Genomic DNA, 13646 nt, shown 5'->3' with positions numbered 1-13646 from the left:
GTTATTCGTGCAATATCAAATCAGAGGGCAGGCTATGGATCACGATTTTTGGCATCAGCGTTGGCAACAGAACCAAATCGGTTTTCACAAGCATGAGTTCAACCCCATTCTGCAAACGCATTGGCCGCGCTTGTCTATCCCAGAAAAAGCGCGGGTGTTTGTCCCGTTGTGCGGCAAGAGCAAGGACTTGCTCTGGCTCTTGGCCATGGGCTATCAGGTGGTGGGTGTGGAATTAAGTCCGCTGGCTGTCGAGTCGTTTTTCGCCGATAACAATTTGCAACCAACGGTGCGGCGCCAAGGCGATTTTTGGGTCAGCGAGGTGGACGGTTTGCAGATTTTCTGCGGGGATTTTTTTGCATTGCAAGCTGCCGATGTCGGCGAGTTTGATGCGGTTTACGATAGGGCGGCGCTGGTGGCTTTGCCGCCGGATATGCGCATCGATTACGTGATGAAATTGTCCTCGCTGTTACTCGCCAACGTGCAAATGTTGCTGATAGCATTCGATTATCCGCAACACGAAATGCCGGGGCCGCCGTTTAGCGTCCAAGCCGACGAGGTTGAGCGTTTATACAGTCACTGGTGTGAAATCGAATTGCTGACCAGCGACGACGCCTTAGCGACCGAGCTGCATTTTAAAGAGCGCGGCTTAACTAAAATGGTGGAGCAAACCTATAAACTGTTGGTTCGGTGATAACAGAAGTACCGAATTGCCAGTCGCATAGCATTAACCCGGCGCTTAAATCGGTGTGTCTATAGGCGCATCCGCTTGGGTTTCGACGCGCGCAATCCGCACGAAACACCAGTGATAAACAGGGCCGGGTTGATCCTCTTTTGAATTTTCTGGAATCGTCGTTCCGGCGAGGAGCGGACTCCCTTTAAGCCCTTGGGCTCCAATACTCAATGGAGCGGCAGCATTTAGGGCGTCGGTTTATCAAAGCGGGAGACTGTTGCAGAATCGGTGTGCCACGTTTCATTTTTGTTTCAGACTCCTGGATATTGTTTCAATGTTTCATATTGAAACGTATTTTGCACCTCTAAATAGCTGATCGGCCCTTACCTACCTTGATTAATCGGAGAAATCACGTTTGGCACGCAAATTGATATAGAAATATTATTGATTAATGATATTTGCGAAGTGCGTATGTTTTTCGGTCAACTCTCAGAAACTGATACCTCGAGCGCTGGAATCACGACGCCAGCGAATTTAAGGAGCCTGCCAATAATCCAGGAGGCGGCTATGACGGATACTACACATTCTGCCTTACCGAAATCCGGCTTGCTACGCTGGGAAATAGCCGCAGCGCTGTTGATAAAAGTAATCCTGCTCACCGGCCTGTGGTTTTTGATCTTCCGCTGGCAAGAGCGCCCCGCAGTTAAACCGGACATCGCCGCACACTTTGCTTTGCCCGCCGCGCCGGTCCAAATCAATCCCGATTTTCTTTCACAACCCACCCAGGAGTCTCGCCATGTTCGGTGACGATATAGTCATGCTATCCCGCATGCAGTTCGGTCTGACCGCGCTGTATCACTTCCTCTTTGTGCCCTTGACCCTGGGCATGACCTTTATCCTCGGCATCATGGAATCGGTGTATGTGATGACCGGCAAGGAAGTCTATAAGGACATGGTCAAGTTTTGGGGCAAGTTGTTTGGGATCAATTTTGCCATGGGCGTCACCACCGGTTTGACGCTAGAATTTCAGTTCGGCACCAACTGGGCGTATTACTCGCATTACGTTGGCGACATCTTCGGGCCTTTGCTGGCCGCGGAAGGCTGGATGGCATTCTTTTTGGAATCCACCTTTGTGGGCTTGTTCTTTTTCGGGTGGGATAGACTCAGCAGGGTCCAGCACCTTACGGTTACTTGGCTACTAGCGGTTGGGACCAGCCTATCGGCCTTATGGATTCTGATTGCTAATGGCTGGATGCAATATCCGGTTGGGGCAGCATTTAACTACGAAACCCTGCGCATGGAGATGACCAGCTTCGCTGACGTGTTCTTCAACCCGGTGGCGCAGGTTAAATTCGTACATACCGTCGCAGCCGGTTATGTCACGGGTTCCATGTTCGTGTTGGGCATCAGTTCCTGGTACTTGCTCAACAAGCGTGACATCGGTTTCGCCAGGCGCTCATTCTCAATAGCCTCGGCTTTTGGCTTGGCTTCTATCTTGTCGGTCATCGTCTTGGGCGACGAAAGCGGTTACACCTCCGGCGAAACTCAAAAAATGAAGCTGGCAGCTATCGAAGCAGAATGGGATACCCACCCAGCCCCGGCAGGTTTTACCGTGTTTGGTTTGCCCGATCAGGACAATCAGAAAACCGACCTGGCGCTTAAAGTGCCTTATGTGTTGGGCCTGATTGCCACGCGCTCCGTCGACGAAGATGTCAAAGGTCTCAAAGATTTGCGCGAAGACAGCGTAGTGCGTATCCAGAGCGGCATGGTGGCTTACGACAATTTGCAAAAACTGCGCGGCGGTGACCTAAGTGCCAAAGCAGCGTTCGACGCCCACAAAGCCGATCTCGGTTACGGTTTATTACTGAAAAAGTACACCGACAAGGTCACCGACGCCGACCCGGCGATGATCCAAAAAGCGGCCAACGACACCATTCCCAAAGTGGCCCCGCTATTCTGGACCTTCCGCATCATGGTGGCTTGCGGCTTTATCATGCTGTTCATCTTTGCGATGACGTTTTACTACTGCGCTACCCGAGTTGCCGATCAAAAACGCTGGCTGTTGCGCATGGCGGTGTGGTGCATCCCCTTACCCTGGATTGCCGCCGAGACCGGTTGGTTCGTTGCCGAAGTCGGTCGCCAACCTTGGACTATCTCCGGCGTATTGCCCACCCACATGAGCGTTTCCAGCCTCAGCGCCGGGCAACTGTGGTTCAGTATTGGCGGCTTTGCCTTGTTCTACACGATATTGCTGATTATCGAGATGTATCTGATGTTGAAGTACGTGCGCCTCGGACCTAGCAGCTTGCATACAGGACGTTATTGTCTCGAACAGCAAGCCGCCTAATCCCTTCGTCAACAGGAGTTCATTATGTTTGATTATGAAACCATCCGCCTGATTTGGTGGGTCTTTATCGGTGTCGTCGGCATTGCGTTCGCATTGACCGAGGGTTTTGATTTCGGGGTGGGCACATTGCTGCCATTTATCGGTAAATCCGACGTGGAACGCCGGGTGATCATCAATACCGTCGGTGCTACCTGGGAAGGTAATCAGGTTTGGCTAGTGCTGTTGGGCGGCGCGATATTCGCGATTTGGCCAGCGGTGTATGCCACGTTGTTTTCAGGGCTGTATGCGGCGATGCTGTTGGTATTGTTTTCCTTGTTTTTTCGTCCGGCCGCGTTTGATTACCGCAGCAAGATCGAAGACCCGCGCTGGCGCAACAGTTGGGATTGGAGTCTGTTCATCGGCAGCAGTTTGCCACCGATTCTGCTCGGAGTGCTGGTGGGCAATTTGCTTCTGGGCCTGCCGTTTCATTTCGACCAAGATTTGCGCTCGTTTTACGACGGTTCGTTTTGGGCGCTGTTGAGTCCGTTTGCCTTGTTGTGCGGGTTCACCGGCCTTTTGCTAACTACTTTCCATGGCGCATTATTTCTGAAATGGCGTAGCGAAGGCGTGATTCATGACCGCGCTATCAATACCGTCAATGCCTTGGGGCCGATGCTGTTATTGGCATTGGCTACGATTACTGTGTGGGTATTCGTGGGTATTGATCGCCCGGAAATTACCCAAATGGCGGCTACCGATGCACCGTCCAACCCCCTGCATAAAACCGTCGTCGCCCATGGCGCAAGCTGGTTGCAACATTTCATGACCTATCCCTGGATGTGGCTGGCACCGCTGACCGCATTTGCGGGTATAGCGCTGGCTTGGTTGTTAGGCAAGGGCGAATCCAGGATGGGGGCATTCGTACTCAGTAGCCTAGGCATTACCGGTGTGGCGCTGACGGTTGGTTTTGGTTTGTTTCCCTTCCTGTTGATCTCGTCAACCGCGCCCGGTTCCAGCCTGACGTTGTGGGACGGTACCTCCAGTCATAACACGCTATTGCTCGGGTTTTGGATCACCATCATTTTTCTGCCCATCGTCCTACTCTACACCCGTTTTGTGTACCGGGTGATGTGGGGCAGCGTGACCGAAGCGGCTGTGCTTAAAGACAGTCACACACTTTACTAAGGAGACACATCATGTGGTATTTCGCTTGGATACTCGGCGTCGGTTTCGCGGCGTCCTTCGCCATCATCAACGCCATGTGGCTGGAGTCGGTGTGCGACATCGACCATCACGGCATCGATCAATCGTGCGAGAGCTTGGCGCAACGCAGCAAAGAGAGGTTGTCATGACCACCGAACGTATCGTCCGTATTGTCGCCGGCTTGTTTGTGTTGCTGTCGCTGAGTCTCGGCGTTGAAGGCAGCCCCTTATTTCAGTCTAGCAATTGGCTTTGGTTTACCGCATTTGTCGGGGCCAATTTGTTTCAAAGCGGTTTTACCCGATTCTGCCCGCTGGAAATGATTCTTAAAAAATTGGGCATTAAAGAAAGCTGCCAATAACAGCGGCAAAAAAATAATTATCTATCAATTTGGAGTAGTCTCATGGCAAAAATCGTAATCGTAGGCGCGGGCATCGGCGGTATCCCGATGGCATTGGAAATGAAAGAAAACGCTCGGAAAGAAGACGAGGTAGTGGTGATCGCCGATACCCCGACTTTTCATTTCGTCCCGTCCAATCCTTGGGTAGCGGTCAACTGGCGTAAGCCGGAGGATATCAAGGTGGAATTGGCACCGATGTTCAAGAAAAAGAAGATCGGTTTCATTCAACAAAAAGTCACCCGTTTTCATCCGGAAAACAATCAAGTGGAATTGGCCGATGGCTCGCAAGTCGATTATGACTTTTTAGTGATCGCCACAGGTCCGAAACTGGCCTTTGACGAAGTACCGGGCTTGGGGCCCAACGGCCACACCCAATCGGTCTGTCACGTCGATCATGCCGGCGAGTCCGGTGAGTTTTGGGACAAGTTTGTCGAAGATCCGGGTCCGATTATCGTCGGTGCCGCCCAAGGGGCGTCCTGCTTTGGCCCGGCTTATGAATATATGTTCATCGCCGAAACCGACCTGCGGCAACGTAAAATCCGCGATAAGGTGAAAATGACTTATGTCACCTCGGAACCCTACATCGGCCATTTAGGCTTAGGCGGCGTGGGTGATACCAAAGGGATGCTGGAAGCCGAGATGCGGAACAAACATATCAATTGGATTTGCAATGCCAAAATCGACAAGATCGAAGCCGGCATGATGTATGTCACTGAAGTGGATGAAAACGGCCAAGAGAAAAAGAAACACGAGTTACCGTTCAAGCACAGTATGATTCTGCCGGCCTTTAAAGGTGTCGATGCCTTGACCGGTATTGACAAGCTCGTTAATCCACGCGGTTTTGTGATTGTTGACGAGAATCAACGTAATCCCACGTATAAAAATATCTACTCTATTGGGGTTTGCATCGCCATTCCACCGCTCGAGCAAACTCCGGTGCCGACCGGCACGCCTAAGACTGGTTACATGATCGAGTCGATGGTTACTGCTACGGCTCACAACATACGGGCAGAACTGGATGGCAAACAACCCAAGGAAAAAGGCACCTGGAATGCACTATGTCTGGCGGACTTTGGCGATTCGGGCGTCGCTTTCCTGGCCATGCCGCAAATTCCGCCACGTAACGTGCAGTGGGCGTCCAGTGGCAAATGGGTGCATTTGGCTAAAATTGGTTATGAAAAATACTTCATGCGTAAAGTTCGCAAGGGTATTAGCGAGCCTTACTACGAAAAACTGACCTTAAAAATGTTTGGCATTATGCGTTTGAAAGGCTGACACTGGTTTGTGCCGTGCTGATAGGGAATGACAAAGGCAACAGTGCCGTTGGCCAACCAATGGCGCTATGCGTCTAGACTTCCCTATCAATCCATTTGCCCTAATTGCATGCAGATTACTCAATGATACATCGAACTTTATGGCGGTTAGTATTCGTGCTGGTGCTGGTTTTGGAGACGGCCTTAGCCGATGATACCGAACCTAGTCAATATAGCCTGGAACAAGCCATTGACACCGCGCTGGCGAACAATCCCGAGCTGGGCATCATGCAAGCGCGCATCGAGCAGGCCAATGCCCAGTTGGGCGAGTCCTTGGCCAGTTTTTACCCGCAAATCAAAGCCAGTTTGTCGTATCAGCACAGCGATAATCCGGCGCAAGCCTTTGCGATGATCATTGCCCAGCGTCGGCTCAGCTTTGCCGGCAACGACTTCAATCATCCCGGCGGTGTTGATAACTATCGGCCGCAAGTGACAGCGACGTATTCGTTGTTTCGCGGTGGACAGGACTACTACCGCAAACAGGCGGCGGAACTGGGTATAGAAACCTCGGAACTGGAAAAAGCCGCAACCCGCAATCAGTTGGTGAATAACGTCACCGCGGCCTATTACGGGGAGTTGGCGGCAATGGAAGCCCACGAGATTAGTCGGCGCTCGATTACAGCAGTGCAAAGCGAGTTGGATCAGTCACGGATTCGCTTTGATGCCGGCACGGTATTAAAGTCCGATGTATTGTCCTTGGAAGTACAATTGGCCGAAGCCAAGGATGCGGAAATACAAGCTGCAAACGCCATCGAGCTGGCGCAGAGTATGTTGAAAACCTTGCTGGGCTTACCCGTTAACGCACCTTTTACCATCGATACAACTCGGCAAGCCGCATTACCGGCCAGTCCGGCGGTTTTTGACGAATTACTGAATCAAGCACTGAGCAACCATCCTGAACTACAAGCCGCGCAGAAGCGTGTGGCGATGGCCGAACGTCAGCTTGATGTCGCGCAAGCCGCGCACCTACCGCGCGCCGACGCCTTTGTCAGTTATGGTTCCGACAGCAAAGATCTGGCCTTCAGCAGCAACCGCGATAACGTCACTGCCGGGGTAATGGTGGAAGTGGATGTGTTTTCCGGTTTTGCGACGCAAGAAAAAATCAAGAAAGCCGAGCACGAACTGACGGCCGCCCAAGAGGCAGCCAGGCAGACCCGTTTGCGCATCGAGCAACAGCTGAAATCCGCCCAAATCAAACTACAAGACGCGCTGAGTCGCGTCGACGTTAGCACCGTAGCGGTTAAAGCTGCAGAAGAAGCCTTGCGATTAGTCAATGAACAGCGCCAAGCCGGCGTCGTGACCGTGACCCGTTATATCGAAGCTGAAGTGGCGCGCGATAAGGCGCATACCCGACAAATCACCGCACGTTTCGATGCCTTGCGGGCCGAAGCGGAACTGAAACAAGCCACCGGTTACTGGCAATAAAGGAGTCACGATGACCGAACATTTTTCTGAATCAAATGCGCCGAGATGGCTGGTCCCTGCGGCAGCGATCACGGCGCTGTTGCTGGTGATTTTATTTGCCCTGGGCATTTTGGGCGGCGAGGATAAGACCGAACCCGGCAACACGGATCTGCCTGAGAGCAGCATACCCGCCGGCGCACAGACCTTAAAAGTGGGCACACAGACTGCGGAGAACAATTTGTCTTGGCAAGGCGTGGTCAAATCCCGCCTGGCGGCGAAAATTGCCCCGAAATTGAATGCGCGCATTCTGGAAATAACCGTGAATCCGGGCGACAAAGTCAAAAAAGACCAAGTCATCGCCCGTCTCGATGATCGCGATTTGCGGGCGGCGTACAGCGCCGCCAGCGCGGGGCAGGCGGCGGCTCAGGCCCAGGCGGCCCAGGCCAACGCCGAAGAAAAACGCATTACCGATCTATACAATAAGCAAGCGGCCACCCGCCAAAACTACGAAGCGGTGTTGGCGCAAGCGCAAAGCGCTCGGGCCATGGCCAATCAAGCCGCCAGTTCCGCGCAACAAAGCAAAGTGATGCTCGGCGAGAACGTAATCTATGCGCCTTTTGACGGAGTAGTGGGTGAGCGTTTACAAGAGCCGGGCGACATGGGTTTGCCCATTCAAGCCATCGTCACTTTGCACAAACCCGATGACTTGCGTTTGGAAGCAGCCATTGCCAGCCACTGTGCCGCAGCCATCAAGTTAGGCATGGAAGTAAAAGTGCGCTTCGATACGCCGCAGCAAACGCTAGCGGCGACGGTTGACGAGATTGCTCCAGAAATTGATCCGCAAACCCGCACCCTGGCAGTAAAAGTTAAATTACCTACTATGCCTGGTTTGCAACACGGCCAATTCGGTTGGCTGGAACTGGCTTGTGCCAGCGCACAACAAGCCGTGATGATCCCTTCGGCGGCCATTTTGCATTACGGGCAACTGCAAGCCGTCAAAGTGTTGGACGGACAAAGACTGCTTACCCGGCATATTCGCACCGGTAAGCAGTATGGCGATCAGGTCGAAATACTCTCCGGACTGCGCGCAGGCGAAACCATCTTGAGTAACGCTGGGTTGGGGCAATGAGCGAGTTGAACAAAACCATGGAAGCGAAAAAGGACAGTTTGACGGTTGCCATCGTTCGTTTATTTACCACCTCGCATTTATCCTTGCTGTTTTTATTGATTTCCCTGTTGGCGGGAGCGGCAGCATTGACCTTGACGCCGCGTGAGGAGGACCCGCAAATCATCGTGCCGGTGATGGATGTGTTCGTGCATTACCCCGGCGCCGGCAGCGAGGAAGTGGAAAAGCGCGTGACCACGCCTTTGGAAGTATTACTCAAGCAAATCCAGGGTGTGGAATACGTCTATTCGGCCTCCCGGCCCGGCGAGTCGCTGGTGACGGTGCGCTATCGGGTGGGCGAGAGTATCGAAGACAGTCTGATCAAAACCCGCGATAAATTGCAAGCCAATCTGGACATTATTCCGCCCGGCGTCAGCGATTGGGTCGTCAAGCCGGTGGAAATCGATGACGTGCCGATCTTGCTATTGAGCCTGTCCATGCCCAAGGCCAACGAAGACATTATGGCGGTACGCCGCATCGCCGAGGAACTGATCGAGCGCTTACGCGCCATCGACGACGTCGGCAAAAGTTGGGTCATCGGCGCCGCGCCTCGGCAGATTTCGGTGTACCCCGATCCCGCCAAATTGCAAGCCAGCGGCCTGAGTCTGCCGGAAATTCAACAGGCTTTGGCGCAGAGCAATGTCAATCTGCCGGCTGGGCGTGTGAATCAGCACAATAACGAAATCTTGCTCGAAGCCGGGCCGCACTTTGAAACGCCGGAGCAGGTCGGGGCGACGGTGTTGAAAAACGTCGCCGGCCGTCTGGTGTATTTGCGCGATGTGGCGCAGATCGTCGATGGCCCGCAAGACACTGATTATTACACCCGCATCGGCTTTGGTCCCGGTGTGGAGCAAATGAAAATGGTAGGGCACAAAGGCGGTTCTCTACCGATGGTCGGCGAAGAACGGCAAATGGCCACCATCGCCATTGCCAAACGCCGCGGCAGCAACGCCGTCGGCGTGGCAGAACAGGTGTTGGAGCTGACCGAGCAATTGCACGGCACGCTGATCCCGGATGAAGTGCTGGTCACAGTCACCCGCAACTACGGCGAAACCGCCGATCACAAAGTCAATGAATTGGTGATGCATCTGAGCATCGCAATTCTGACCATTATTGTTCTGCTGGCGCTGGCGCTGGGTTTTAAAGAATCGCTGATCGTGTCGTTGGCGGTGCCGATGACCTTTGCGATTACCTTGCTCTGCGATTTGATCTTCGGTTACACCATCAACCGGGTAACGCTGTTCGCGTTGATTCTGTCTTTGGGCTTATTGGTGGATGACCCGATTGTCGATGTGGAGAACATTCATCGCCACTACAAAATGCGCAAAGAGCCACCGTTACAAGCCTTGCTGACTGCGGTAAACGAAATTCGCCCGCCGACCATCCTGGCCACCTTCGCGGTGATCATGTCCTTCGTACCGATGTTTTTTATTACCGGGATGATGGGACCGTATATGGCGCCCATGGCCTTTAACGTGCCGATCGCCATGTTGATGTCCTTGCTGATCGCCTTCACGGTGACGCCTTGGGCCAGTTATAAATTGCTCAAAGGCGATTACGGTAAAGATCATGGACCGGAATTTCGCTTACAGGAATCCCGCGGTTTCAAGCTGTATCAAGCCATTATGGCGCCGCTGCTGCAGCATAAAGCCAAAGCCTTGTGGTTTTTGCTGGCGGTGTTCGTGGCATTTGTCCTGTCCACTATGATGGCCGTGACCCGAGTCGTACCGTTGAAACTGCTGCCGTTTGATAATAAAAACGAGCTGCAATTGGTGATCGACATGCCGCGTGGTTCGTCTTTGGAAGCCACCAATGAAGTTGCCACGGCCCTGGGTCAATATCTGGCCACGGTAAACGAAGTTAGTAGTTATCAAACCTATGTCGGTCTGGCATCGCCCATGGATTTTAATGGCTTGGTGCGGCATTACTATTTGCGCCAGGGCGCCTATGTCGGCGACATACGTATCATCCTGGTGGATAAAACCCGCCGCGCCCAACAATCCCATGCTATTGCGCTTAGGATGCGTCCGGATATAGAACGCATCGGCCAAAAATACGGCGCGAATCTTAAAATCGTAGAAATGCCACCAGGGCCACCGGTGCTGTCTAGTGTGGTCGCGGAAATTTACGGGCCGCCGGAAGCCGGTTATCAGGACTTGGTGAAGGTGTCCAAACAAGTCCGTGAACATTTGCAAACGACCGAGGGTGTGGTGGATGTGGACGATTACGTGCAAGCCCCGCAAGACCAATGGCAATTTGTGTTAAACCAGGACAAAGCAGCGCTATTGGGTATTAGTAATCAGCAGGTGGCCAGCAGTCTGAAGTTGGCGGTAGAAGGTGGCGTAGCCGGCACTTTGCATATCGCCAGCGAACGCCAGCCCTTGCTGATCACACTGCAATACCCCAGAGCGGCGCGTTCTTCCGAGGCTGATTTGTTAAACCTATCGGTGAAGTCTGCAAAAGGCGATTTGATCCGCTTAAGCGAGATCGGGCGGTTCAGCCACGAGATAGCAGATCAAACCATCTACCATAAAAACTTGCGCCAGGTGTCGTATGTGCTAGCTGAAATGGCCGGCCGCAGTCCGGTGGAAGCGGTGTGGGATCTGCAAGACGCCTTGGAACAGCAACCGCTACCAGCCGGATACAGCGCGGAAATGGCCGGGGAGGGCGAATGGAAAATCACCGTCGATGTGTTCCGCGACTTGGGCCTGGCCTTTGCCGCGGCGATGGTGATGATATATATCCTACTGGTCGGGCAGACCGGTTCTTTGGGTGTGCCGCTGATCATGATGATCGCTATTCCCCTGACGGTAATCGGCATCATGCCGGGTTTCTGGTTTATCAACCTGTTTGCGGCGGATGTGGGCCAATATGCCGATCCGGTGTATTTCACCGCCACGGCCATGATCGGCATGATCGCCTTGGCGGGTATCGTGGTGCGCAACTCCATCATCCTGATTGATTTTATCGAGAACATCTATCGCGGCAATCCGGATATTAGTTTGGCCGATGCCATCATCGAAGCCGGCGCCACCCGGTTGAACCCGATCTTTTTGACGGCGGCTTCGGCAGTGTTGGGCTCGGTGATGATCGTCCTCGATCCCATCTTTTCGGGCCTGGCCTGGAGCTTTATCTTCGGGATTATCGCCTCGACCTTGTTTTCTTTGGTGGTGATTCCCTTGGTGTATTTCTTGATCAACCGCGACATGCCCAAGCAAGTGCCAGTGGAAGACTAGCGTCTTAGCGCCCGCGATGGCAATTCAGCGGGCGCGGTAACTAGCGTTTTTGTATACTCGTTACCCATCCCTTAGCGTTGAGGCCTCCTTTATGAAACAATCAAACCGCGTTTGCTACTTACTTTCTGTGTTGGGATTATTGACGTGTGTGTCGCCACTGCTGCAAGCCGACGGGACCGCCAGCACATTCTCGCGCGAATTGTTAATGACCAAGCCGATAACTTTACCCAGCAAAGACGTCGAGAGTCATGTACTGCGGGTGCGCTTCCCCAAGGGGTATAAAACCCCCTTGCATACCCACGAAGGGCCCGGCCCAAGATATGTGGTGATGGGAAAACTGAAGGTTGTGGATGACGGCCAGACCAAAGTCTATAGCCAAGGCGAAGTGTTCTGGGAAACCGGCGCGGAAATGACCGTGGAAAATGTCGGTAAAGGCGAGGCGGAAATTATTATATTCGAGCTTGCGGCGGCTAAGTCGGCTAAGCATTGAGGCCTTAAGGAACCTCTGAAAAAAAACATTTTGAGAGGCAGTCACTGTCAAAGTGAGTCAAAAATTTCAATATTCGACCGTTTTATTATCAAAAAAGTGGTTTTTCATCGCAAACCCGCCCGTTTTCGGGCTTATTTTCAAATTTCGGACGCAATCAGGCTCCGGCGTTCATAAGCGTCACCGCGCAGCACATTGGCTATCGCCGTCAGGAAGGCCAAACACGCCGCATTTTTAGCCAAACCGCGATAACGTTCGCGAGCGTCCAACACCGACATGATCACGGATGACGTGTGAATCGCCTGGTGGTACTCTAAGTTAACTGTTATTTGGATGTAAGCCATGATCATAGATTATCGAAATATCATCACACTGGAACCAGGCAAACGCGGCGGGAAGCCCTGTGTCCGGGGGCTGCGGATTACCGTTTACGATGTCTTGTCTTGGTTAGCCGATGGCATGTCCGAGGATGAAATATTGGAGGATTATCCGGAACTGGAAACCAGCGACATTCGTGCCTGCTTGGCTTTTGCCGCAGATCGTGAGCGTAATGTATCCGCCATTGTTTGATGAAACTGCTATTAGACGAATATCTATCCCGTCGGGCGGTGGCGTTTTTGCTGGATGCCTTTCCAGAAACGACACAAATAGCGTTGTTGGGTATGGAAAACGCCGATGATTTAACCGTTTGGCGTTACGCAAAGTCCAACGGCTTTGTCATTGTCACCAAAGACGCGGACTTTTTTGAGCTTTCGAATTTACTTGGCCAACCACCAAAAATTATCTGGCTAAAAACCGGCAATCAATCAAAGCGGCAACCATTAACTGCTTATTAGCTAATCAGAGCGCTATACAAGCGGCATTGGTTGATGAAGACAAGGCCTGTATCGAAATTTATCGATAACAGCGAAATTCACATATCGCAAAGGGCGGAAGGCTGGGCAGAGCAACACGAAGCCCTGCAAATGTTTTGAAACGCTAGAACTGATTCGTTGCAACGGTTCATTGGGTGAGAAAACTCATCAGCGAAATATTCAAAATCAATTTCCCTGCACCCCAAAATTCAACAAACCCTCGGCAAAATATCGTCCAGATTCAACACGTCCGTATCCGTTAATTCAATCAAATTGAAATTGTGCTTCTGATAAATGGCGAGTTTTTCCTGTTTTCGGGCTTGGTATTTGGCGTCGTTTTCGTAGCCTGGAAACACACGTGGATTGACTTTGCAGGCCAAAGATCGCCCGAAATTACCGTTTGAGTTAATGCGTACCAGCCTGGGCTTCGACCAGCCCAAATCACATACCAATGATAAGAACCCGGTTCAGTAAAAGCATAAATGAGCCTGAACAGCAGGGAAGCGGATGACGTATCTAAGACCTTAGCCCAATAGACAAAACTTAGGACTTACGTACACTTGACAAGCTTTGGAACGCGAACCTTTGTAT

Annotated in this window: 15 protein-coding genes; 13 read left to right on the top strand and 2 right to left on the bottom strand. The window is 52.4% G+C overall.

Annotated elements, in window-relative coordinates; translation table 11 throughout:
• The first annotated feature begins 34 nt into the window (after positions 1–34).
• The 11 genes from DDY07_RS08070 to DDY07_RS08020 all read left to right on the top strand — a co-directional run bounded on the left by DDY07_RS08070 (position 35) and on the right by DDY07_RS08020 (position 12204).
• Positions 35–691, top strand: a complete 657-nt coding sequence (locus tag DDY07_RS08070) for a thiopurine S-methyltransferase (protein ID WP_253734438.1) — start codon at positions 35–37, stop codon at positions 689–691.
• Positions 692–1237: 546 nt separating this feature from the next.
• Positions 1238–1477, top strand: coding sequence for a cytochrome oxidase putative small subunit CydP (cydP, locus tag DDY07_RS08065; protein ID WP_171695502.1), 240 nt, complete (start codon positions 1238–1240; stop codon positions 1475–1477).
• The gene (locus tag DDY07_RS08060; RefSeq protein WP_171695501.1) at positions 1467–3017 is read left to right on the top strand and encodes a cytochrome ubiquinol oxidase subunit I; all 1551 of its coding nucleotides are present in this window, start codon (positions 1467–1469) and stop codon (positions 3015–3017) included. Before cydP ends, DDY07_RS08060 begins: the two co-directional genes overlap by 11 nt.
• A gap of 24 nt (positions 3018–3041) precedes the next feature.
• The gene (cydB, locus tag DDY07_RS08055) at positions 3042–4181 is read left to right on the top strand and encodes a cytochrome d ubiquinol oxidase subunit II (protein ID WP_171695500.1); all 1140 of its coding nucleotides are present in this window, start codon (positions 3042–3044) and stop codon (positions 4179–4181) included.
• Between the two features lie 11 nt (positions 4182–4192).
• Complete coding sequence (gene cydX, locus DDY07_RS24425; protein WP_020481307.1) at positions 4193–4348, top strand: cytochrome bd-I oxidase subunit CydX; 156 nt, start codon at positions 4193–4195, stop codon at positions 4346–4348.
• Positions 4345–4557 carry a DUF2892 domain-containing protein gene (locus DDY07_RS08045; protein WP_033156334.1) on the top strand — a complete coding sequence of 71 codons (213 nt, stop codon included), beginning with the start codon at positions 4345–4347 and terminating at the stop codon, positions 4555–4557. The genes cydX and DDY07_RS08045 overlap by 4 nt, the downstream gene beginning before the upstream one ends.
• Before the next feature lie 42 nt (positions 4558–4599).
• Positions 4600–5871, top strand: coding sequence for an NAD(P)/FAD-dependent oxidoreductase (locus tag DDY07_RS08040; protein ID WP_101052267.1), 1272 nt, complete (start codon positions 4600–4602; stop codon positions 5869–5871).
• A gap of 122 nt (positions 5872–5993) precedes the next feature.
• Positions 5994–7334, top strand: coding sequence for a TolC family protein (locus DDY07_RS08035; protein WP_171695499.1), 1341 nt, complete (start codon positions 5994–5996; stop codon positions 7332–7334).
• Positions 7335–7344: 10 nt separating this feature from the next.
• On the top strand, positions 7345–8442 hold the full coding sequence (locus DDY07_RS08030; protein WP_171695498.1) for an efflux RND transporter periplasmic adaptor subunit: 1098 nt from the start codon (positions 7345–7347) through the stop codon (positions 8440–8442).
• Positions 8439–11714 carry an efflux RND transporter permease subunit gene (locus DDY07_RS08025; RefSeq protein ID WP_171695497.1) on the top strand — a complete coding sequence of 1092 codons (3276 nt, stop codon included), beginning with the start codon at positions 8439–8441 and terminating at the stop codon, positions 11712–11714. The genes DDY07_RS08030 and DDY07_RS08025 overlap by 4 nt, the downstream gene beginning before the upstream one ends.
• Positions 11715–11805: 91 nt before the next feature.
• Complete coding sequence (locus DDY07_RS08020) at positions 11806–12204, top strand: cupin domain-containing protein (protein ID WP_033156330.1); 399 nt, start codon at positions 11806–11808, stop codon at positions 12202–12204.
• Positions 12205–12341: 137 nt separating this feature from the next.
• On the opposite strand, the gene DDY07_RS24050 is transcribed toward DDY07_RS08020, so the two are convergent.
• Positions 12342–12545, bottom strand: coding sequence for a hypothetical protein (locus DDY07_RS24050; RefSeq protein ID WP_225893094.1), 204 nt, complete (start codon positions 12543–12545; stop codon positions 12342–12344).
• Positions 12546–12549: 4 nt separating this feature from the next.
• On the opposite strand from DDY07_RS24050, the gene DDY07_RS08010 reads away from it, so the two are divergent.
• On the top strand, positions 12550–12771 hold the full coding sequence (locus tag DDY07_RS08010) for a DUF433 domain-containing protein (protein WP_367575530.1): 222 nt from the start codon (positions 12550–12552) through the stop codon (positions 12769–12771).
• A gap of 47 nt (positions 12772–12818) precedes the next feature.
• Complete coding sequence (locus DDY07_RS08005) at positions 12819–13037, top strand: DUF5615 family PIN-like protein (protein WP_253734437.1); 219 nt, start codon at positions 12819–12821, stop codon at positions 13035–13037.
• 227 nt (positions 13038–13264) lie between these two features.
• Here the strand turns inward: DDY07_RS08005 and DDY07_RS24045 are convergent, their stop codons facing one another.
• Positions 13265–13495 carry a hypothetical protein gene (locus tag DDY07_RS24045; RefSeq protein ID WP_225893095.1) on the bottom strand — a complete coding sequence of 77 codons (231 nt, stop codon included), beginning with the start codon at positions 13493–13495 and terminating at the stop codon, positions 13265–13267.
• Between the last annotated feature and the right edge of the window lie 151 nt (positions 13496–13646).

Source organism: Methylomonas sp. ZR1 (genome assembly GCF_013141865.1).
GTDB lineage: Bacteria > Pseudomonadota > Gammaproteobacteria > Methylococcales > Methylomonadaceae > Methylomonas.
This window is presented reverse-complemented; position numbering and strand designations above follow the sequence as displayed.